The organism is Paracoccus sp. KKT209, from assembly GCF_055635455.1.
This window is the reverse complement of sequence record NZ_CM145758.1, coordinates 1,268,399-1,288,408: the sequence shown is the minus strand read 5'-3', so window position 1 is coordinate 1,288,408 and position 20,010 is coordinate 1,268,399. Positions and strand designations below refer to the sequence as shown.

Genomic DNA, 20,010 nt, shown 5'->3' with positions numbered 1-20,010 from the left:
TTATCCTGTCGCCCATGGTACCCAGATCGGCGCGGGACAGGCTTGCCGCCCAGGCCTGCGGATCAGAGCATCTTGCGCAGATAGGTCCAGGTCGGGACACGCGCGCCACGCGCGACAGACCAGCTTTCGGCATCGCCCAGATAGACGAAGCCGCAATTGGTCAGCACGCGGGCCGAACCCGGATTGTCCTGGAACGCCTCGGCGAACAGCGTCCGCGCGCCATGCGGATTGGCCTCGACCAGCGCGGCCACGGCTTCGGTGGCAAAGCCGGTGTTCCAGAAGCCCGCGCCGATCCAGAAGCCCAGCTCAGACTGGTCTCCCTCCATCCGGGTCAGCGAGACGACGCCCAGCAGCTCCGCCAGGCGGTTCTGCGAGCCGTCGATGGCCCAGACATCCTCGGTCCGGTCGGCGGCCAAGGCGCGGGCCACAAAGGCCTCGGAGGCGCCGCGCGGCAGCGGATGCGGGATGGCGCGGGTCCCCTCGGCCACGCGCTTGTCGGCGGTGTAATGCGCGATCATTCCCGCGTCGGATGCGCGCAACGGGCGCAGCACGAAACGCTCGGTCCTGATCTCGGCCTGATGCGACAACCCCGCATCGACGGGCTTGAGGTCATCCAACCGGCTTCCCTCCCTCAAAGGTGCAGACATTACCATGTTCCCTCCCCCGGAAACTGGCCAGAATAAAAGATGACGGCATAAACGGTTCGGGGGACCGGCTTGCGCCGATCCCCCTTCTAACATCGAAATGTTACTCTTGGGTTACTCGGCTGCTTCGAGCGCGGCGGGAATCACCGAAATGAAGGTGCGCCCTTTCAGGCCCTTCTTAAAGGTGACATGGCCATCGGTCAGCGCGAACAGGGTGTGATCCTTGCCCATGCCGACATTGTCGCCCGGCCACCAGGTGGTGCCGCGCTGACGTGCGATGATGTTGCCCGCGATGGCGGCTTGGCCACCGAACAGCTTGACGCCGAGACGGCGGCCGGCGCTGTCGCGACCGTTGCGGGAGGAACCGCCTGCTTTTTTATGTGCCATGGGTCGTTCTCCTTACGCTTCAGCGGCGTCTTGGGCCGGGGTCTTCGCACGTGCGCCGACCGCGGCTTTCACGCCGGTCTTGTCCGCGCCATTTTCCAGCACGTCGGTCACGCGCAGCAGGGTCAGCTGCTGGCGGTGGCCGCGCGTCCGCTGCGAGCTGTGCTTGCGGCGGCGCTTGACATAGGTGATGACCTTATCGGCCTTGATCTGGTCGATCACTTCGGCCTGCACGCAGGCGCCGCCGACCAGCGGTGCACCCAGGGTGCCGCCGACCATCAGGATCTCGTTGAACTGGACCTTGTCGCCAGCTGCGGCATTCAGTTTTTCAACGCGCAGGACGTCACCCGCCTGCACCTTGTACTGCTTGCCGCCCGTCTTCAGAACCGCGAACATCGCTTCTTATCCTTCATAACCCCGCGTCCTGCGGCCCCGGCATCGCCGGTGTTCCGGGGGCTTTCCCCGCCTTCGGACAGCGCACCCGCAGATCGGGTGTCATTGAAAACAATCGACCGGCCAAGGGCGATTGCCCTGCCGGTCCGGCGCATATGGCGCATTGGGCCTGTCAAGTCAAGCATCCTGCCCTGAAGCATTCGCCAAGGAACCGCTCCGCCGGTCGCGGGCTTGTTCCCTGCCAGACACGGGACCTTTAAGGCCATGCAACGCTTCAGCTGCCCGCTTTGCGGAACAAGCGCCTATTTCCACAACCTCACCTGCGCCTGCGGGGCGCACCTGGCCTATGATCCCGAGGCGCGGGAGATGGTGACGGACGTCCCCTTCTGCGTCAACCGCGGGCGCATCGACTGCAACTGGACCGCGCCGCGGCAGGGGGCCTTCTGCGCCTCCTGCGCCATGTCGCGGGTCGTGCCGGTGCTGCATGTGGGGGACAACCTGCGGCTGCTGGCGCGGGCCGAACGTGGCAAGCGGTGGGTGCTGGCGAACCTAGCGCAATGGGGCTGGTTCACCCGCACCGATCCCGGCGCCCGGCCGCGGTTCCTGATGCTGTCGGAACATACCGGCGGGCGCACGCAGCGCGTGGTCATGGGCCATGCCAAGGGCCAGATCACCATCAACGTCACCGAGGCGGACGAGCTGATCCGTTTGAAGCGGCAGCTGGACCTGGGCGAGCAGTACCGCTCCATGGTCGGCCATTTCCGGCACGAGATGGCGCATTTCCTGTTCGACCGTCTAACCGCCCTGCCTGGCTTTCTGCCCGCCTTCCGCGACATCTTCGGGGACGAACGCGAACCTTATGGCGAGGCGCTGAAACGGTATTACGCCGACCTGCCCGATCCGGGCGAGGATCACATCACCCGCTATGCCGCCGCCCATCCACACGAGGACTGGGCCGAAAGCGTCGCGCATCTGCTGCACATGGTCGATTTCACCGACAGCTTCGTCAGCACCGGGCTGACCATGGCGGGCGTTCCCGACGGCTATTGTCCCTATGCCGAGGACGATACCCCCCGCCTGCTGGGCATCGCCTCCGAGGTGGCCATCGCCGTCAACGACATCAACCGTGCGCTGGACAACGGCGACCTTTATCCCTTCGTGCTGACCGGGCCGGTGCGCGCCAAGCTGGCCTTTGCCCATCGCTGGCTGCGCAGCGCGCTCGGGGCGGCCGCGGCGGCGCATCCCGAACGCCACAGCGCCTAGACGGCAGCCTTTTCCTCCAGCGACAGCCACTCATCCTCGGCATCGGCCAGGGCGGCCTGGCGTTCGCTCAGCGCAAGGCTGGCCTTCTGGAACTTGGCCGGGGCGGTCTGGAACAGGTCCGGATCCGCCAGGAACTCGGACAGCTTGGCGATCTCGGCTTCCAGCCGCTGGATGACGCCCGGCAGCTCGTCCAGCCGGTGCCTTTCGGTAAAGCTCAGGCCGGACTTGCCCGCCTTGGGCTTTTCCTCAACCGCCTGCGCGGGGCGTGCGGCGGGGGCCTGCGGCTCATCGGCGGCGACCTCGCCGCGCTGCGCCTGATAGTCGCTCCAACCACCGGCATAGACGGTGGCGCGGCCATCGCCCTCCATCGCGACGGTCGTATCCGCCACCCGGTCGATGAAATCGCGGTCGTGGCTGACCAGCAGCACGGTGCCGTCATATTCGCCCAGCAGGTCCTGCAGCAGGTCCAGCGTTTCCACGTCCAGATCGTTGGTCGGTTCGTCCATGACCAGCAGGTTCGAGGGCTTGGCCATCAGCCGCGCCAGCAGCAGGCGCGCCTTTTCGCCGCCCGACAGGCTGCGCACGGGCGCCCGCGCCTGGCCGTCATCGAACAGGAAATCCTTCAGATAGGCCACGACATGCTTAGGCGTGCCGCGCACCATGACCTGGTCGGCCCGGCCCGACACCCGCATGTCCGGATCGCCGGTCAGCGATTCCCACAGCGTCTGGTCGGGGTTCAGCGCCGCCCGCGCCTGGTCGAAGACGGCGATCTCCAAGTTGGTGCCCATGGTGACCGTGCCCTCGTCGGGAGCGATCTCTCCGGTCAGCATCTTGATCAGCGTGGTCTTGCCAGCGCCGTTGGGGCCGACAAAGGCGATGCGGTCGCCGCGCTGGATGCGCAGGTCGAAGGGACGCAGGATGGTGCGGTCGCCAAAGGTCTTGGAGATGCCCTTGGCCTCGATCACCTTCTTGCCGGACTGGGTGCCCGAATCCAGCGCCATGGCGGCGGTGCCCTGGCGGCGGATCTGGCTGCTGCGCTCGGCCCGCAGGGCGGCCAGCGCGCGGACGCGTCCCTGGTTGCGCTTGCGCCGGGCGCTGATGCCCTCGACCGCCCACCGGGCCTCGGCCTTGATCTTGCGGTCCAGCTTGTGGCGGGCGTCGTCCTCGGCCGCCCAGGTGGCCTCGCGCCAGTCCTCGAACCCCTCGAAGCCGCGCTCCTGCCGGCGGACCTGGCCGCGGTCGATCCACAGCGTCGCGCGCGTCAGGCGGCGCAAAAAGGCGCGGTCGTGGCTGATCAGCACGAAACCGGCGCGGGTCTGCGACAGATGCTCCTCCAGCCAGCCGATCGCCTGGATGTCCAGGTGGTTCGTCGGCTCGTCCAGCAGCATCAGTTCCGGGGCCTGCGCCAGCAGCCGTGCCAGCGCCGCACGCCGCCGTTCGCCGCCCGAGGCGGTGTCCACCGGCCGGTCGGGGTCGAACTTCAGCCCCTCGGCCGCCATGTCGACGCGGTAACCCTCACCCTCGGGCAGACCGTCACGGGCGAAATCGCCAAGCGTGGCAAAGCCCGACAGGTCGGGGTCCTGCTCCATGTATCCGGTCGAAACGCCGGCCGACAGCACGACCTCGCCGCGGTCGGCCTCGACCAGGCCGGCCATGACCTTCATCAGCGTCGACTTGCCCGACCCGTTGCGCCCGACCAGCGCCACACGGTCGCCGGGCTGGACGTTCAGCGACAAGCCGTCAAAGATGGGATCGCCGCCGTAGGTCAGCGAGATTTCGGAAAGTTGCAAAAGGGGTGTGCGTGCCATGCCCGCGCCCTAGCCCGCCGCCGCGTCGCGGTCAATCCGTCCCATTGCTTGACAGCTTCGGTCGGAATTGGCACAACCCGCCTGGAATTCTGACCAAAGGAGTCAACATGCGCAGCCTGATCCTTGCCTCACTGCTGGGTGCCACCGCGATGCCTGCCCTGGCCCAGGAGGTGAACGTCTATTCGCACCGCCAGCCCGAGCTGATCCAGCCGCTGGTCGATGCCTTCACCGCCGAAACCGGCATCAAGGTCAACGTGGCCTTCGTTGACAAGGGCATGGTCGAGCGCCTGCAGGCCGAGGGCGACCGCTCGCCGGCCGACCTGGTGCTGACCGTGGACGTGGCGCGCCTGGGCGAGGTCAAGGAAGCCGGCGTCCTGCAGCCGGTCGAGGACGAGGCCCTGGACGTGGTGCCCGACCGCCTGCGCGATGCCGACAACCAGTGGTTCGGCCTGACCACACGCGCCCGGATCGTCTATGCCCACAAGGAGCGCGTGTCCGATGGCGAGGTGACCACCTACGAGGACCTGGCCGATCCCAAATGGCAGGGCCGCCTTTGCACCCGCACTTTCACCAACGACTACAACGTCGCGCTGACCGCCGCCTATCTGGCCCATCACGGCGAGGAAGAGACGCTGGCATGGCTGGAAGGCCTGAAGTCGAACCTGGCCAAGTCGCCCGAGGGCGGTGACCGCGACCAGGTCAAGTCGATCTGGGCCGGGGAGTGCGACATCAGCCTGGGCAACACCTATTACATGGGCGCCATGCTGAAGGACGACGAGCAGAAGGAATGGGCCGAGTCGGTCCGCATCGTGTTCCCGACCTTCGAGGATGGCGGCACGCATGTGAACGTCTCGGGCATGGCGATGACCAAGGCGGCCCCGAACCGCGAGGCCGCGCTGCAGCTGATGGAATTCCTGGTCAGCGACGAGGCACAGCGCATTTATGCCGAAACGAACAACGAGTTCCCGATCAAGGAAGGCGTGGAACGGTCCGGACTGGTCGCCAGCTGGGGCGAGTTCACCCCCGACGACCTGCCCCTGTCCGAGATCTCGGACCTGCGCCCCAAGGCGCTGGACCTGATCGAACGCGTCAACTTCGACGGCTGACCGGCGGCGCACCGCCCCCGGCATCACGGGTGAAACGGAAGGCGCAGGCAGGGGCTTGCGCCTTTTTCATGGGGCGGCAATGATCCGCGCGTCCCGGGACAGGAGGCCAGGCATGGCACAGAAGATCATCATCGACACCGACCCCGGACAGGACGACGCCGTGGCCATCCTGCTGGCGCTGGCCTCGCCCGAACTGGAGGTGCTGGGCATCGTGGCCGTCGCGGGCAACGTGCCGCTGGCGCTGACCGAGGTGAACGCCCGCAAGGTGGTCGAACTGTCCGGCCGGACCGAGATCCCGGTCTTTGCCGGCTGCGACCGGCCGCTGTCGCGGGACCTGGTGACGGCCGAGCATGTGCATGGCAAGACCGGCCTCGACGGGATCGAACTGCCCGCGCCGACCCTGCCGCTGCAGGAGGGCGACGGCGTCGGTTTCATCATCGACACGCTGCGCCGCGAGCCTGCCGGAACCGTCACGCTGGTCCCCATCGGCCCGCTGACCAACATCGCCGAGGCCTTCCGCCGTGCGCCCGACATCATCGCCCGCGTCCAGCGGATCGTCCTGATGGGCGGCGCCTATTTCGAGGTCGGCAACATCACCCCCGCCGCCGAATTCAACATCTATGTCGACCCCGAGGCCGCGGCCGAGGTCTTCGCCTCGGGCGTGCCGCTGGTGGTGATGCCGCTGGACGTGACGCATAAGGCGCTGACCTCGCGCGAATGGGTGGAGACGATGCGCGCCCTGCCCGGCCGCTGCGGACCCGCCGTCGCCGGCTGGACGGATTTCTTCGAACGCTTCGACACCGCGAAATACGGCAGCCTTGGCGCCCCCCTGCACGATCCCTGCACCATCGCCTGGCTGCTGCAGCCCGACCTGTTCCAAGGCCGCGAGATCAATGTCGAGATCGAGACCGAGGGCCGCTGGACCACCGGCATGACGGTCGCGGACTGGTGGCGCGTCAGCGGCCGCCCGGCCAATGCGCTGTTCCTGAAGGATGTCGACCGCGACGCCCTATTCGACCTGATCCGGCAGCGGATCGCCCGCCTGCCCTGATCCCTGCGGGGCGTCCTGCTGCGGCAGGGGCACGGCGCCTTCGCCATCCCCAAGCCGGCGGTCCGCGGCCGTGACCAGGTCATCGGTCACGTCGATGGCATCCAGCGACACAAAGACCGTCCGGCGATCCAGAACGGCCACCGCGCCGCGATCCTGCATGACCTGGCCCATGACCGGAAGCGCCGCGCGGAAAAAGGCACTGCGGTCGGCCTCGGCCCAGGCATTCAGCGCCTGGACGGCTTGCGCACGCTCGCGGCGGACCTCGGTCGCGCGCAGGTCGAAGTTTTCGGCCATGCGCCGGAACTCTGCAGGCGGCAGCACCGCACGTTGGCCGGTCAGGCGCGCCTCTTCGGCGGACAGAAGCTGGGTCAGGCGCTCGTTCTCGACCGCGATGATCTCGCCCTCGGCCTCCAGCCTTGCCTGGGCGCGCTTGCCCCAGGCGGAGGTCAGGTAGAGCAGGTCCTGGTCCAGCGTCAGGACCGGCGCCTGCCCCTGCGCCACGCCCGCGGCGGGGATGGTGCGGCTTGGCAGGTCGTCGCGCGGCTGCAGCGGCTCGACCGCCGGCATTTCGGCGTCGAGAGGCTCGGGCGGCGGGGCATCCTGGGCCTGCGCGGCCGCAGCCAGCCCCGACAGCAGGGCCAGCGTCAGGATCCCGTGCCGCAGGCGCATCAGAACCGCGTCTGGATGGTCAGGTCGAAGTTCTGATCCAGGTCATAATCTTCCTTGCGCACCGCCTTGGAAAAGTTGAAGCGCAGGGGACCGATCGGCGTGGTCCAGAAGATCGAGGCACCGACCGCGGCCCGGACATACATGTCGTCGTCGATCGCAACGAACGCGCCGGTCTCCGGATCGTCGTAGCTGGCCCGGTCGAGCCCCCAGAGCGAGCCCGCATCGGCAAAGAGACCGCCCGAAATGCCGTATTCCTCGGGCAGGCCCAGGGGGAACTGCGCCTCGGCGCGTGCGGCCCAGTAGTAGTTGCCCCCAAGCGCATCCTCGTTGGGCGCCGCCAGGTCGCGCGGGCCCAGGCCATTCGATTCGAAACCGCGGACCCGGTTCCCGGTGCGGAAACGGTCGAGGATCCAGCTGGAATAATCGCCATAGGTATAGATCGCGCCCGCCTCGACCTCGGCGCGCAGCGTCACCTCCGGCCGCCAGGCGGTGCTTTCGACGCCGACCAGGGCGGTCGTGGTCACCGTCTTGGTGTCGCCCCCGGCCCCGGCGAAGTCCTGCGAGAAACGCAGCCGATAGGCGGTCAGCGGGTCAAGGCCCGTGCGGCGCGAATCCCAGTTGTAGGTATAGCCAAGCGCCGAGGTCAGGCGGGTGCCCGTCTCGGCGATCAGCAGCGGCGAGCTGTCCTCGGTCACGTTGTCCAGCTTGTCCTCGGCCACGCGATAGCGCAGCTCCAGACGGCCGTTCTCGGACAAGGGAAACTCGATCGAGGGCTGGATGCGGATCGAACGGGTGTCGTAGTCCGAGTTCAGGCTCTCGGTCTCGTTGTAGCTGGCCGAAAAGCCGAAGCGCAGGTCGCGGCCCAGGAAGAAGGGCTCGACAAAGTTGATGCCGGCCGCGCGGTCGCCGCTGGCGGTCGAGACCTGCAGGCCCAGGGTCTGGCCGCGGCCCAGGAAGTTCCGCTCGGTCAGCGAGGCGTTGAAGCCCACGCCCGAGCTGACGCCATAGGAGGCGCCAAAGGACAGCGAGCCGGTCGGCTGCTCCTCGACGGCGACGCCGACGATGACCTGGTCGGGGCTGCTGCCCTGGCGCGTCTCGACCTGGGCGTCGGTGAAATAGCCAAGCGCCCGGATGCGTTCGGCCGAATTGCGGATCTCGCGCGGGTTCAGCGGGTCGCCCTCGACCGTGTTGAACTGGCGGCGGATTACCTCGTCCAGCGTGGTCGTGTTGCCCTCGATGTCGATGCGCTCGACAAAGACGCGCTCGCCACGGGTCAGGGCGAAGGTGAGGTCCAGAGTCTGGTTGGACGGGTTGCGGGTGACGCGCGGCTCGATGCTGACGAAGTTCAGCCCCTGCTGGATCGCCACAGTCTCCATCCGGCGGATAGTCGTGTCGATGACCGAGGGGTTGTAGACGTCGCCGCGCTTGACGCGGTTCTGTTCGCCGAAGGCCGCGGCATCCACGCCCGGGATCTCGGATACCGTCTGGACCTGGCCAAAGCGATAGCGCGGCCCTTCCTGGATGTTGAAGGTGATGAAGAAGGCGTCGCGCTCGCGCGCGATCTCGGGGGCGACGGCCTGCACACGGAAATCCGCATAGCCCTGCGAACGGTAGAATTCGGTCAGCAGCCGCTCGTCCAGCGGGATCCGCTCGGGTGCAAAGGTGTCGCGGCGGATGAAGGTGCGCAGGATGCCCGCCTGCTTGGTCTCCAGCACGTTGCGCAGGCGGCGGTCGGAAAAGGCCCGGTTGCCGGTAAAGCTGATGCGCTCGATCTCGGTCACCGCGCCTTCGCGGATCTCGAAGACCAGGTCCACGCGGTTGCCGCTGCGGCGGATGATGCGCGGATCGACGCGGGCGGCCAGCCGGCCTTCGGCGGCATAGGTCTGCGCGATCGCCTGCGCGTCCTGGATCGCCTGGCTGGGCTGATAGACGCGGCGCGACTGGCTGCGCACGATCTCGGACAGGCGGGCGTCGTTCAGGCGGCGATTGCCCTCGAAGCTGATCCGGCTGATCGTGGGGTATTCGCTGACCCGCACGGTCAGCTGCCCGCCCTGCGGCACCAGCTCGACCGTCTCGAACAGGCCCGAATTCTGCAGGCGCTGCAGGGCCTCGTTCACCTGGCCGGGGCTGACATCCTCGCCGCGCGGCAGGTTCAGATAGGACAGGATGGTGCCGGTCTCGATCTGGCTGTTGCCCTCGACCCGGATCTCGTTGAACACCAGTGCCGCGGCGGGAAGCGGCGCGAGGGCCGCAGGACCGGTGATCGCCAAGGCCGCCATCAGCGCAACCGCGCCCTTGCCCAGTTTCCGTGTCATCGAAAGCCCCTCTTTCAGCCTGTGCGCCCGTGCCGGGCCTGTCGTTTTGCCTTTTTCTCTAGCCCCAACAGGCGGGGGCTGTCAAAAGCGCATCGACCGTCAGGGGCAGAAAAGATCGTTCGTGAGCCCGAAAACCATCAGTGTCAGCACCGCCGCCATGCCAAGGGTCGTCAGCAGGTTCAGCACCCGGTCCGAAGGCGGGCGCCCGCTGATCGCCTCGTAGGTGTAGAACATCAGGTGCCCGCCATCCAGAACGGGGATCGGCAGCAGGTTCAGGAACCCGATGGCCGCGGACAGGACCGCGATCCACCACAGGAAATTCCCGCCCCCCGCGCTGGCGGCCTGGCCGGTGCTTTCGGCGATGCTGATCGCGCCGCCCAGGTTGCAGGTGCCGATCTGGCCCGAGATCATCGCCCAGATGCCCGTCAAGGACGAGGTGATGATCCCCCAGGTCTGGCGCGCGCCGATGGCCAGCGCCTCCAGCGGCCCGGTACGGCGGGTCTCGGGGGCAAAGAAGCTGTCGCCGCCGGTGACGCCGATCATCCAGCGCTGCTCGAACCCGCCCTCGGCCAGGGGCAGGTCCGACAGCTTGGGCCGCAGGGTCACGTCCAGCTCGCCCGCATCCGGACGCCACAGGCGCAGGGCCAGCGGTTCGCCCTCGGCCGCCTCCACGGCCTCGCGCATCTGGGTAAAGCGGGTGACGGGGCGGCCGTCGATGGCCAGGACCACGTCGCCCGCGCGCAGGCCCGCCTCGGCGGCGGCGCTGCGGGGCGCCACGCCCGACACGCGTGCGGGCATGGGATCAGGCCCTGTCACCGTCAGTTCCGTCCCCTGCCGCTCAACGCGCCACTGCTGCTGGGCCGCCACCGGCAATGCCTCGGTCGCGCGGGACAGGTCGCGCCAGTCGGCCACGGGCAGATCGCCCACGGCCAGGATCCGGTCGCCGGGCTGCAGCTGGTTCTGGATCCCCGGCGGCGCCTCGGCCACGCGCCCGACCCGCACCTCATCCGCGACGATGCCCTGCACGATCGCGAAGCCGCCGAAGATCAGGATCGACAGCACGAAATTGAAGACCGGTCCCGCCAGCAGCGTGGCGAACCGCGCCCAAAGCGGCGCCCCCGTCAGCGTCTGCCGGCGCAGCGCGGGATCGACCGCCCGGCCCGGCCCGGCGCTGGCGGCGTTGTCGTCGCCCAAAAACCGGACATAGCCGCCAAGCGGCACGGCTGCCACCTGCCACAGGGTCCCGCGCCGGTCACGGCGCGAGATCAGGCGCGGCCCGAAGCCCACGGAAAACACCTCGGCGCGGATGCCGGACCAGCGGCCGACGATGTAATGCCCGTATTCATGGACCGTCACGATCACCGCCAATGCCACCACGAAGGCCGCCAACGTCCAGAGCGTGCTGCCGGTCTGCAGGATCAGGTCGGTCATGCGGCGGCCTTTCGTCTTGCCCGGCGGTCCCAGTGCAGGACGGCCTCCAGGCTGTCGGGATCGGCGCCGAAATCGCCCTCGGCCGACAGGTCGGCCAGCACGGCCTCGACCCGCGGCGCCATGTCGGTAAAGCGGATGCGCCCGGCAATGAAATCGTCCAGCGCCTGTTCCTTGGCGGCGTTGAAGACCGCCCCGGCCGCACCGCCCGCCGCCATCACCTCGCGCGCAAGGCGCAGGGCGGGCCAGCGGATCTCATCGGGCGCGCGGAAGGTCAGGGTGCCAAGCGCCGCCAGGTCCAGTGCGGGGACCGGCAGGGGACGGCGCGTCGGCCAGTGCAGCGCATAGCCGATGGCGTGGCGCATGTCGGGCGCGCCCAGATGCGCGATGCTGCCGCCGTCGTGGTGGGTGACCATCGCGTGGATGATCGATTCCGGATGGACCAGCACCTTGATGCGGTCAGGCCCCAGGCCGAAGAATTCCTTGGCCTCGATCACTTCCATCGCCTTGTTGAACATCGAGGCGCTGTCGATGGTGATGCGCTGGCCCATCGCCCAGTTCGGATGGGTCGAGGCCTGGGCCACCGTCGCAGCCGCCAGCCGCTCCAGCGGCCAGTCGCGGAAGGCGCCGCCCGAAGCGGTGATCGTGACATCCTTGACGGAATCGAGGTTCTCTGTCCCAAGCGCTTGAAAGAGTGCGGAATGTTCGCTGTCCACCGGCAGGATGGTGGTGCCGGCGGCCTGGCCCGTGCGGCGCAGCAGCGCGCCTGCGCAGACCAGCGATTCCTTGTTGGCCAGCGCCAGGATCCCGCCCTGCGACAGCGCCGCCAGACCGGGTGCCAAGCCCGCGGCGCCGACGATGGCCGACAGGACCCAGTCGGCGCGACGGCCCGCGGCCTCCATCAGCGCGGCCTCTCCCGCCGCAGCCTCGACGCCGCTGCCCTCCAGGGCCGCGCGCAGGTCGTCCAGCAGTTCCTCATGCGCAGTGACGGCGATCTCGGCCTGCAATTCGCGCGCCATGCGGGCCAGCCGCGCAATGTTGCGCCCGCCGGTCAGCGCCACGACGTGATAGGCGGCAGGCCCGCCCGCATGCCGGATCAGGTCGACGCCGTTCGCGCCGACCGACCCGGTCGCGCCAAAGATCGAGATCCGTCTCATTCGTCAGTTCACCACGGGCAGGCTGGTCAGAAGGCCAATCACCATGGTCGCCAGAACGGCGCCCGTCACTGCGTCAAATCGATCCATGAAGCCGCCATGGCCGGGGATCAGGTTCGAGCTGTCCTTGACCCCGGCGCGCCGCTTCAGCCAGCTTTCGGCGATATCGCCCATCTGGCCCGCGAAGCAGACCAGCGGCGAGATCCAGACCAGTGTCCGGTCCCCGACCCCGACCCACCACAGGAACAGGCCCATCAGGCAGGCGCCGATCCAGCCGGCAATGGTGCCCGACCAGGTCTTCTTGGGGCTGACGGCCGGCCAGAACTTAGGACCGCCGATCACCCGGCCAAAGAAATATCCGGCCGTGTCCGAGATGATGATCACGCCCATCAGCCACAGAACAAAGTTCAGGCCATAGTTTTCGCGAAAGCCCACCAGCCCGAAGGCGACCAGCAGGATCGCCGCGCCGAAGATCGCATAGGTCAGCCGGTCGCGCCGTGCCGCACCGGGCAGGCCCAGGATGATCGGCACCACCAGCGCCGTCCAGGCCAGGGGCAGCCCGGTCAGGGCCACGGCCTGCGACACGCCTGCGATGGCGGCTAATGCAATGGGGCGGCTGCGGCCGAACAGCGTGACGTGGCGGGCGGGGCGCCGCCACCCGGTCATGGCCGCAAGCTCCCAGAAGGTGATGGCCGAGATGACCGCCATGCCCAGCCGCAGCCAAGCGCCTTGCGCCACGGCCAGCAGCACCCCGATCCCCAGCAGCACCAGGGTCGAGGCGACGCGCCGGGACAGGTCGCCCCACTTGCCGGGCGGACCCGCCCTCATGGCCGCCCGCACCGTCATGCGCCGCCGAAGCGCCGCTCGCGCAGGCCGTAGCGGTCCAGGATCGTCGCCAGGTGGGCCGGGGTGAAGTCGGGCCAGAGCGTCGGCGTGAATTCATATTCGGCATAGGCCGCCTGCCAGGGCAGGAAGTTCGAGGTCCGCGTCTCGCCCGAGGTGCGGATCACCAGGTCGGGATCGGGCTGTCCGGCGGTGTCCATGCAATCGGCCAGGTCGGCCTCGGTCGGCTTGATGATCTGCCCCTCGGCGATCTTCTGGGCCAGGCGGGTCGAGGCGCGCACCAGCTCGTCCCGCCCGCCATAATTGATCGCAACCGTCAGGTTCAGGCGCGTGTTACCGGCCGTCCGCGCCTCGATCGAGGCCATCAGGTCCTGCAGCTTGCGGTCCAGCCGCTCGCGCCCGCCGATGAAACGCATCCGCACGCCCTCGGCGGACATGCCCTCGGCCTCGCGCTCGATATAGCGGCGGAAGATCTTCATCAGGCCCAGGACTTCCTCGGCCGAGCGCTTCCAGTTCTCGGTCGAGAAGGCATAGACGGTCAGCCAGTCGACGCCCAGGTCGGGACAGGCGCGGACGATCTGCTTGACGCGCTCGGCACCGCGCCGGTGGCCGACAAGGCGCGGCCAGCTGCGTTCGGTGGCCCAGCGGCCGTTCCCGTCCATGATGATGGCAACGTGGCGGGGACGGGTCGTGCCCCCCGTCGCCGCCGCGTTCGCTGCGCCCCGTGCGAATACCATGATGGTGTCAGACCTGCATGATCTCGGCCTGCTTGGCCGTCAGTGCCTCGTCGACCGCGGCGATCATGCGATCGGTCAGGGTCTGGATCTCGGATTCCCAGAACTTCTGGTCATCCTCGGGCATGCCGTTCGACTTGCCCTTCTTGACCTGGTCCATGCCGTCGCGGCGCACGTTGCGGATCGAGACGCGGGCATGTTCGGCATATTGCGCGGCGACCTTGGTCAGCTCGCGGCGGCGCTCCTCGTTCAGTTCCGGGATCGGCAGCATGATGATGGTGCCGTTGGTCTGCGGGTTGATGCCCAGGCCGCTTTCGCGCAGCGCCTTTTCCACCTTGCCCACCATGCCCTTGTCCCAGATGTTGATCGTGACCATCCGCGGCTCGGGCACGTTCACCGTGCCCAGCTGGTTGATCGGGGTCATCTGTCCATAGGCATCGACCTGCACGGGATCGATCATCGAGGCCGAGGCGCGTCCGGTCCGCAGGCTGGCGAATTCGCCCCTCAGACTGTCCATCGCGCCCTTCATCCGCCGTTCCAGATCGTCAATGTCGATTTCGATGTCCTCAGCCATGTCCGACTGCCTCTGCTTTGGATTTTTTCCGCTTGTAACCGCAATGGTCAGGGTTGGCAAAGCCTTTGCCCCAAGCATTTGTCAGACGTCCCTGCCAGGCTGGCGGTCCTGCTCCTGCGCGCCCAGCCGGGTCTCGATCGCCGCCAGCCGCTCCAGCACCTCGTCGCGATAGGCGGCGGTGGCGGCGGTCTCCTCCTCCTGGTGGGCTTCCTGCATCGAGTTCACGATCAGGCCCACGACCAGGTTCATCACGGCGAAGGTGGTCACCAGGATGAAGGGGATGAAGAACAGCCAGGCCAGCGGATAGGCCTCCATCACCGGCCGCACGATCCCCATGGACCAGCTTTCCAGCGTCATGATCTGGAACAGCGAATAGGCCGAATTGCCCAGGTCGCCGAACCAGTCGGGAAAGGAGCCGGCAAACAGCTTGGTCGCCATGACCGCGAAGATGTAGAAGATGATCCCCATCAGCAGGAAGACGCTGGCCATGCCCGGCAGCGCCGACAGGAACCCCTCGACCACGCGGCGCAGGCGCGGCGTGACCGAGATGATGCGCAGCAGCCGCAGGATCCGCAGCGCGCGCAGCACCGACAGGCCCTGCGTCGCCGGCACCAGCGCGATGCCCACCACTGCAAAGTCGAAGACGTTCCAGCCGTCGCGGAAGAAGCGCAGGCCTTGGGCGTAGACCTTCAGCCCGATCTCGATCACGAAGATCGACAGGCAGAGCCGGTCCAGCGTCAGGATCAGCGGCCCGGCCGCCGCCATGATCCGGGCCGAGGTTTCCAAGCCTAGGATCAGCGCGTTGAAGATGATGACGCCGGTGATGAACCACTGCACCTTGCGGTGATGGACAAGGGCGTCGGCGCGCGCACGCAGCGTCATGGCGTTTGCGTCAGTTGTGCACGCGGGTATAGGTGCCGCGCCCTTCCAGGATCGAGCGGAACCCGCCCGGCGCGTCCAGCGAAAAGACGATGATCGGCAGCTTGTTGTCGCGCGCCAGGGCGATGGCCGACGCATCCATCACGCCTAGGTGCTTTTGCAGCACCTCGTCATAGCTGACCTCGCCATAGCGCTTGGCGTCGGCGTGCTTGACCGGGTCCTTGTCATAGACGCCGTCGACCTTTGTGCCCTTGAAGATCGCCTCGCAGTTCATTTCCGATGCGCGCAGGGTGGCCGCGGTGTCGGTGGTGAAATACGGGTTGCCGGTGCCAGCGGCAAAGATCACGATCCGCTTTTTCTCCAGGTGGCGGATGGCGCGGCGGCGGATATAGGGCTCGCAGACCTCGTCCATGCGGATCGCGCTGATCACGCGGCAGTGCAGGCCGCGCGCCTCCAGCGACGACTGCATCGCCAGCGCGTTCATCACGGTCGCCAGCATTCCCATATAGTCGGCGGTGGTCCGTTCCATCCCCTGGGCGCTGCCCTGCAGCCCGCGAAAGATGTTGCCGCCGCCGATCACCATGCAGACCTCGACGCCCATGGCCTGCACGGCCTCGACCTCGTTTGCGATCCGGGCGACGGTGGGCGGGTGCAGGCCATAGCCCTGGTCGCCCATCAGCGCCTCGCCCGAGATCTTCAGCATCACGCGGTCATAGTGCTTGGGGGTCTCGGTGGTCATTGGGAACTCCTGTCGCCGGTCGCTTTCATCGCGCCGTTAAATGTCGCAAAAGGGCCGCGGGATCAACTGCCCGGATCGGCCATGCGCGACCCTGACCTGACACAGATCGATGCCTCGCGCCACCTGCTGATCGCGGGGCCGACGGCCAGCGGCAAATCGGCGCTGGCCCTGGCGGTGGCGCGCGCGCAGGGCGGGCTGGTGGTGAATGCCGATGCGCTGCAGGTCTGGTCCTGCTGGCGGGTGCTGACCGCCCGCCCCTCCCCGCAGGACGAGGCCGCGGCGCCGCATGCGCTCTATGGCCATGTGGCCCCCGGCATCGCCTATTCGGTCGGCGACTGGCTGCGGCAGGTGGCGGCGCTGACGGACCGGCGGCTGATCGTGGTCGGCGGCACGGGCCTTTACCTGACGGCGCTGACGCGGGGGCTGGCGCAGATCCCGCCCACGCCCCCTGCCCTGCGCGCCCTGGCAGATGCGCGCATCGCGGCGCCGGACGGGCTGGCGGCGCTGGTGGCGGAACTGGATCCGCAGACGCGCGCGCGGATCGACCTTCGCAACCCCGTCCGGGTCCAGCGGGCGTGGGAGGTTCTGCAGGCCACCGGGCGCGGCATCGCCGCCTGGCAGGCCGAGACGCCGCCGCCGCTGATCGCGCCGAAGCAGTGCCAGCGCGTGCTGATCACCAGCGACCGCGACTGGCTGGCGGACCGCATCGCCCTGCGCTTTCGTGCCATGCTGGACCAGGGCGCGCTGGAGGAGGTCCGTGCGATGCTGCCCCTGTGGGACCCTGCCCAGCAATGGGCCAAGGCCATCGGCGCGCCGGAACTGATCGACCACCTGCGCGGCCAGCTCACCCTGGCCGAGGCCGCCGAACGCGCAATCATCGCCTCGCGCCAGTACGCTAAGTCGCAGCGGATCTGGTTTCGCGGCCGGATGCGCGACTGGCAGATGTGGCAGGCCGATCACGACGGCCTGAAACCTGCGTGATCGCGGGAAACCCGCAAGCAACTGTTGGAGTTTTACGCAGGATCGGCGATAATCCGCCAATCGATGTCGTAACCGGGACAGGTCAGATGTCGCTATGGGATCATTCAAGCTGGAAGGGCGGATTTCCGTTCACCCCAACCCGCCTTCGGCCGCAGGGTCGGGGCGTGAAAGGTCAGGGCGGCGACATCGACGTGACCGCCGCACATGTGCCGGATGCAGGGACGCATGTTCCCCGCCGCGACGAAAGTCAGGTCGCCCCGGTGCAGGCACGGATCGTCCTGCCGGATGCAATGGCGGTGCGGGTGGTTCCCGCCTCGCGCCGCTTTGCCCCGCGCGCGGCCAGCCTGCGACTGCTGCCGCTGGCGGCCTTCTCCTGGGGCAGCCGCAGCCTTCCCGCCCAGCCCCGCACTCGCCCCGAACATGTGCTGGTCTGGGTGACCGAAGGCCGGATGCGTCTGGATTTTCCCCGGCGAAGCGTGGTGATGGAGCCGGGTGACATCCGGTACATTCCCGCCGGCACTGCCTTTGCCGCCAAACCGCAGCAGGGGGCGCAGGGCCATGTCCTGCTGGTGTCGCCCGAACTGACAGCCGAAGTGGACCCGCCCCTGCCCACTAGCCCGACCGCAGGCTGCGCGGGCAAGGGCGCGGCGGCCCTGTTGGGGACGCTGCGCGAGTTGGTGGAGGAGGCCACCAACGCCCCGGACCGCAAGGCGCTGAATTGCCACCTGAACCTGCTGTCCCTGCGCCTGACCCGGCTGGACCCGACACCGGACCACCGGCCCGCCGCAGGCCCGGCCCTGCCCGACCGTTCGCTGGTCGAGCAGTTCCTGACCCTAGCGGCGGCGGAATTGGGCAATTGCCGGACGCTGGCCGATCAGGCGCAGGACCTCGGCACGACGCTGACGCAACTGGACCGCGCCTGCATCGAGGCCAAGGGGCGTCGCGCCGTGGAACTGATGCATGAACTGCGCCTGGAACGCGCGGTCGAGATGCTGCGCCACACCGACCGGACGCCTGCCCGCATCGCGCAGGAGCTGGGTTATGCCAGCCAGACCCACCTGACCCGTGCCTTTGTCGATGCCACGGGCCGCACGCCCGAGGCCTATCGCCTGCAGATGCGCTGACGCCCCGCTCAGTTCTCGGCTTCTGCGGACAGCGCCTCGCGTCCGCGAAAGCCGGTGGCAACCACGAATTTCTCGGACGAATCGCTGCGGCTGGCCGGCGGCTTGACGTTGGCGACCTTGGTAAAGTTGCGCTTGAGCATGGCCTGCATCTCGGTCTCGGCACCCCCGGCCAAAACCTTGGCGACGAAGGTGCCGCCCGGTTCCAGCACATCAAAGGCCAACTGCGCCGCCGCCTCGACCAGGGCCACGATGCGGATGTGGTCGGTGCCTTTGTGACCCGAGGAGGCCGCCGCCATGTCCGACATGACCACATCGGCCGGCCCGCCCAGCCATGTCTTCACCTGCTCGTCGGCGCCTTCGGACAGGAAATCCAGCACGTGGATCTCGGCGCCCGCGATGGGATCGACCTCCTGCAGGTCCAGGCCAAGCACGCGTCCGACCTTCTTGCCGGACTTCTCGCCCAAGGCATTCACCCGGGCGACGGCCACCTGGCACCAGCCGCCGGGGGCGCAACCCAGGTCCACCACCCGCGCGCCGGGCACCAGGAAACGGTACTTGTCGTCCAGTTCGAGGATCTTGTAGGCCGCCCGCCCGCGATAGCCCTCGCGCTTGGCCAAGGCCACATAAGGATCGTTCAACTGGCGTTCCAGCCACAGGGTCGAGGACAGCTTGCGCCCCTTGGCGCTCTTGACGCGCACCCTCAAGTCACGCGCGCCACGGCCGCTGGTCTTGCCGGCCCGGCTGGTCGGTTGTTTCGTCATCAGGCCACTCCGTTCAGTCCTTCGGGCGTCAGCACCCCATCGCGCACCATCTGTGCATAAAGCAACCCCTCGCGCAGGCCGCGATCGGCCACTGACAGCTTGTTCGTGGGCCAGACCCGCATCAGCGTCTGCAGGATCGCCGCACCGGACATGATCAGCGCATGGCGTTCGCGCCCGATGCGCGGGTCGGTGCGCCGGCCTTCGGGGCCCAGCTGCAGATAGGAATGGATCACCCGGTCGATCTGGTCCGATGTCATCTCCAGCCCGTCGACCTTGGTGCGGTCATAGCGTCGCAGCCCCAGAAAGCTGGCCGCGACCGTGGTGACCGTGCCCGAGGTGCCGATGATCTGGAACCCCTCGTCCGGGGACCCGTCCGCATAGGGCGTGAAATTCGCCAGCGCCTCCTCGAAGAACCAGGACATCAGCGCGAACCGGCCCTGGTCGTCCTCCACATCCGCGAACTGGTCGCGCAGCGTCGCCACGCCCAGGGGCACGCTGATCCAGTCGACGACGCGCGCGCCGCCCGGCTGCGGGTTCCCGAAGCCGTCCGACAGGCGCATGATCGCGCGCGGACGCTCCTTGGGCTCCACGTCCTCCAGGTCGATCCAGACCAGCTCGGTCGAACCGCCGCCGATATCAACCACCATCAGCGTCTCGGTCTTGTGGCTGACCAAGGGGGCGCAGCTGATGACGGCCAGGCGCGCCTCTTCCTCGGCGCCGATGATCTCGATGGGCAGGCCGGTCTCGCGGCGGATCGTGCGCATGAAGTCGCGGCTGTTCCTGGCACGGCGACATGCCTCCGTGGCCACAAGGCGCATGTTGCGCACCTTGTGCTGGTCCAGCTTGCGCTTGCAGACCTGCAGCGCATGCACGGTGCGCGCCATCGAGCTGCGGGACAGGCGTCCCGAAGCTTCCAGCCCCTGCCCAAGCTGAACCGGCTTGGAGAAGCTGTCGACGACCTGGAACTGACTGCCCGTCGGTCGGGCAATCAGCATCCGGCACGAATTTGTCCCCAAGTCGAGCGCAGCATAAAGCGCGCCCTCCTCGGGGTGTCGGGTGCCCGACGGCTCTACCGTATTTCTCGGGAACGCGTCCGCACCCGCAGGACGCTTGGGCGTCATGACACACGCCCTCCGATGACAAGTTGCGCAAAAGGTAAC

20 protein-coding genes are annotated in these 20,010 nt (G+C 68.0%); 5 read left to right on the top strand and 15 right to left on the bottom strand.

Features of this window, described 5'->3' with window-relative positions:
• Window positions 1-62: 62 nt before the first annotated feature.
• The 3 genes from ACZ2G3_RS06345 to rplU all read right to left on the bottom strand — a co-directional run bounded on the left by ACZ2G3_RS06345 (window position 63) and on the right by rplU (window position 1,424).
• Complete coding sequence (locus ACZ2G3_RS06345) at window positions 63-617, bottom strand: GNAT family N-acetyltransferase (RefSeq protein WP_470398438.1); 555 nt, start codon at window positions 615-617, stop codon at window positions 63-65.
• Between the two features lie 141 nt (window positions 618-758).
• A complete protein-coding gene (gene rpmA / locus ACZ2G3_RS06340; RefSeq protein WP_111298064.1) occupies window positions 759-1,031 on the bottom strand; it encodes a 50S ribosomal protein L27 in 273 nt (90 codons plus the stop codon).
• A 12-nt stretch (window positions 1,032-1,043) separates the two neighbouring features.
• Window positions 1,044-1,424, bottom strand: a complete 381-nt coding sequence (gene rplU / locus ACZ2G3_RS06335) for a 50S ribosomal protein L21 (protein WP_419267443.1) — start codon at window positions 1,422-1,424, stop codon at window positions 1,044-1,046.
• Between the two features lie 261 nt (window positions 1,425-1,685).
• On the opposite strand from rplU, the gene ACZ2G3_RS06330 reads away from it, so the two are divergent.
• Entirely contained in the window at window positions 1,686-2,684 is a 999-nt protein-coding gene (locus ACZ2G3_RS06330; protein WP_470398436.1) for a zinc-binding metallopeptidase family protein, read from the top strand.
• On the opposite strand, the gene ACZ2G3_RS06325 is transcribed toward ACZ2G3_RS06330, so the two are convergent.
• Window positions 2,681-4,492: an ABC-F family ATP-binding cassette domain-containing protein gene (locus ACZ2G3_RS06325; RefSeq protein WP_470398435.1), complete on the bottom strand. Its 1,812-nt coding sequence runs from the start codon at window positions 4,490-4,492 to the stop codon at window positions 2,681-2,683. The genes ACZ2G3_RS06330 and ACZ2G3_RS06325 overlap by 4 nt on opposite strands.
• Before the next feature lie 107 nt (window positions 4,493-4,599).
• Between ACZ2G3_RS06325 and ACZ2G3_RS06320 the strand changes: the two genes are divergently transcribed.
• Complete coding sequence (locus ACZ2G3_RS06320; protein WP_470398433.1) at window positions 4,600-5,598, top strand: Fe(3+) ABC transporter substrate-binding protein; 999 nt, start codon at window positions 4,600-4,602, stop codon at window positions 5,596-5,598.
• Between the two features lie 112 nt (window positions 5,599-5,710).
• The gene (locus ACZ2G3_RS06315; RefSeq protein WP_470398431.1) at window positions 5,711-6,649 is read left to right on the top strand and encodes a nucleoside hydrolase; all 939 of its coding nucleotides are present in this window, start codon (window positions 5,711-5,713) and stop codon (window positions 6,647-6,649) included.
• Here the strand turns inward: ACZ2G3_RS06315 and ACZ2G3_RS06310 are convergent.
• The 9 genes from ACZ2G3_RS06310 to pyrH all read right to left on the bottom strand — a co-directional run bounded on the left by ACZ2G3_RS06310 (window position 6,608) and on the right by pyrH (window position 15,984).
• On the bottom strand, window positions 6,608-7,318 hold the full coding sequence (locus tag ACZ2G3_RS06310) for an OmpH/Skp family outer membrane protein (protein ID WP_470398429.1): 711 nt from the start codon (window positions 7,316-7,318) through the stop codon (window positions 6,608-6,610). The genes ACZ2G3_RS06315 and ACZ2G3_RS06310 overlap by 42 nt on opposite strands.
• A complete protein-coding gene (gene bamA, locus ACZ2G3_RS06305) occupies window positions 7,318-9,633 on the bottom strand; it encodes an outer membrane protein assembly factor BamA (protein WP_470398427.1) in 2,316 nt (771 codons plus the stop codon). Before bamA ends, ACZ2G3_RS06310 begins: the two co-directional genes overlap by 1 nt.
• Window positions 9,634-9,732: 99 nt before the next feature.
• Window positions 9,733-11,064 (bottom strand): RIP metalloprotease RseP, encoded by a 1,332-nt coding sequence (rseP, locus tag ACZ2G3_RS06300; RefSeq protein ID WP_470398425.1) that lies wholly within the window; start codon window positions 11,062-11,064, stop codon window positions 9,733-9,735.
• Window positions 11,061-12,218: a 1-deoxy-D-xylulose-5-phosphate reductoisomerase gene (gene dxr, locus ACZ2G3_RS06295; protein WP_470398423.1), complete on the bottom strand. Its 1,158-nt coding sequence runs from the start codon at window positions 12,216-12,218 to the stop codon at window positions 11,061-11,063. Before dxr ends, rseP begins: the two co-directional genes overlap by 4 nt.
• 3 nt (window positions 12,219-12,221) lie before the next feature.
• On the bottom strand, window positions 12,222-13,043 hold the full coding sequence (locus ACZ2G3_RS06290; RefSeq protein WP_470398421.1) for a phosphatidate cytidylyltransferase: 822 nt from the start codon (window positions 13,041-13,043) through the stop codon (window positions 12,222-12,224).
• Window positions 13,044-13,057: 14 nt separating this feature from the next.
• A complete protein-coding gene (gene uppS, locus ACZ2G3_RS06285) occupies window positions 13,058-13,795 on the bottom strand; it encodes a polyprenyl diphosphate synthase (RefSeq protein WP_470398419.1) in 738 nt (245 codons plus the stop codon).
• A gap of 7 nt (window positions 13,796-13,802) precedes the next feature.
• Window positions 13,803-14,366, bottom strand: a complete 564-nt coding sequence (gene frr / locus ACZ2G3_RS06280; RefSeq protein WP_419267430.1) for a ribosome recycling factor — start codon at window positions 14,364-14,366, stop codon at window positions 13,803-13,805.
• An 81-nt stretch (window positions 14,367-14,447) separates the two neighbouring features.
• The gene (locus tag ACZ2G3_RS06275; RefSeq protein ID WP_470398416.1) at window positions 14,448-15,248 is read right to left on the bottom strand and encodes an ion transporter; all 801 of its coding nucleotides are present in this window, start codon (window positions 15,246-15,248) and stop codon (window positions 14,448-14,450) included.
• A 10-nt stretch (window positions 15,249-15,258) separates the two neighbouring features.
• Complete coding sequence (pyrH, locus tag ACZ2G3_RS06270; protein ID WP_419267428.1) at window positions 15,259-15,984, bottom strand: UMP kinase; 726 nt, start codon at window positions 15,982-15,984, stop codon at window positions 15,259-15,261.
• An 81-nt stretch (window positions 15,985-16,065) separates the two neighbouring features.
• Here pyrH and miaA point away from each other — a divergent pair, with 81 nt between their 5' ends.
• Complete coding sequence (miaA, locus tag ACZ2G3_RS06265) at window positions 16,066-16,965, top strand: tRNA (adenosine(37)-N6)-dimethylallyltransferase MiaA (protein ID WP_470398414.1); 900 nt, start codon at window positions 16,066-16,068, stop codon at window positions 16,963-16,965.
• Window positions 16,966-17,129: 164 nt separating this feature from the next.
• Window positions 17,130-18,089, top strand: coding sequence for a helix-turn-helix domain-containing protein (locus tag ACZ2G3_RS06260; RefSeq protein ID WP_470398412.1), 960 nt, complete (start codon window positions 17,130-17,132; stop codon window positions 18,087-18,089).
• Window positions 18,090-18,097: 8 nt separating this feature from the next.
• Here the strand turns inward: ACZ2G3_RS06260 and ACZ2G3_RS06255 are convergent, their stop codons facing one another.
• Window positions 18,098-18,850 (bottom strand): RlmE family RNA methyltransferase, encoded by a 753-nt coding sequence (locus ACZ2G3_RS06255; protein WP_470398411.1) that lies wholly within the window; start codon window positions 18,848-18,850, stop codon window positions 18,098-18,100.
• Window positions 18,850-19,971, bottom strand: a complete 1,122-nt coding sequence (locus ACZ2G3_RS06250) for a Ppx/GppA phosphatase family protein (protein WP_419267422.1) — start codon at window positions 19,969-19,971, stop codon at window positions 18,850-18,852. Before ACZ2G3_RS06250 ends, ACZ2G3_RS06255 begins: the two co-directional genes overlap by 1 nt.
• Window positions 19,972-20,010: the final 39 nt, after the last annotated feature.

Bases quoted from the DNA above. Each gene is read 5' to 3' on its own strand.
- ACZ2G3_RS06290 (WP_470398421.1), bottom strand. From the start codon at position 13,043: ATGAGGGCGGGTCCGCCCGGCAAGTGGGGCGACCTGTCCCGGCGCGTC.
- uppS (WP_470398419.1), bottom strand. From the start codon at position 13,795: ATGGTATTCGCACGGGGCGCAGCGAACGCGGCGGCGACGGGGGGCACG.
- ACZ2G3_RS06325 (WP_470398435.1), bottom strand. From the start codon at position 4,492: ATGGCACGCACACCCCTTTTGCAACTTTCCGAAATCTCGCTGACCTAC.
- miaA (WP_470398414.1), top strand. From the start codon at position 16,066: ATGCGCGACCCTGACCTGACACAGATCGATGCCTCGCGCCACCTGCTG.
- rplU (WP_419267443.1), bottom strand. From the start codon at position 1,424: ATGTTCGCGGTTCTGAAGACGGGCGGCAAGCAGTACAAGGTGCAGGCG.
- rseP (WP_470398425.1), bottom strand. From the start codon at position 11,064: ATGACCGACCTGATCCTGCAGACCGGCAGCACGCTCTGGACGTTGGCG.
- pyrH (WP_419267428.1), bottom strand. From the start codon at position 15,984: ATGACCACCGAGACCCCCAAGCACTATGACCGCGTGATGCTGAAGATC.
- ACZ2G3_RS06330 (WP_470398436.1), top strand. From the start codon at position 1,686: ATGCAACGCTTCAGCTGCCCGCTTTGCGGAACAAGCGCCTATTTCCAC.
- frr (WP_419267430.1), bottom strand. From the start codon at position 14,366: ATGGCTGAGGACATCGAAATCGACATTGACGATCTGGAACGGCGGATG.
- dxr (WP_470398423.1), bottom strand. From the start codon at position 12,218: ATGAGACGGATCTCGATCTTTGGCGCGACCGGGTCGGTCGGCGCGAAC.
- bamA (WP_470398427.1), bottom strand. From the start codon at position 9,633: ATGACACGGAAACTGGGCAAGGGCGCGGTTGCGCTGATGGCGGCCTTG.
- ACZ2G3_RS06250 (WP_419267422.1), bottom strand. From the start codon at position 19,971: ATGACGCCCAAGCGTCCTGCGGGTGCGGACGCGTTCCCGAGAAATACG.
- ACZ2G3_RS06275 (WP_470398416.1), bottom strand. From the start codon at position 15,248: ATGACGCTGCGTGCGCGCGCCGACGCCCTTGTCCATCACCGCAAGGTG.
- ACZ2G3_RS06255 (WP_470398411.1), bottom strand. From the start codon at position 18,850: ATGACGAAACAACCGACCAGCCGGGCCGGCAAGACCAGCGGCCGTGGC.
- rpmA (WP_111298064.1), bottom strand. From the start codon at position 1,031: ATGGCACATAAAAAAGCAGGCGGTTCCTCCCGCAACGGTCGCGACAGC.
- ACZ2G3_RS06310 (WP_470398429.1), bottom strand. From the start codon at position 7,318: ATGCGCCTGCGGCACGGGATCCTGACGCTGGCCCTGCTGTCGGGGCTG.
- ACZ2G3_RS06320 (WP_470398433.1), top strand. From the start codon at position 4,600: ATGCGCAGCCTGATCCTTGCCTCACTGCTGGGTGCCACCGCGATGCCT.
- ACZ2G3_RS06315 (WP_470398431.1), top strand. From the start codon at position 5,711: ATGGCACAGAAGATCATCATCGACACCGACCCCGGACAGGACGACGCC.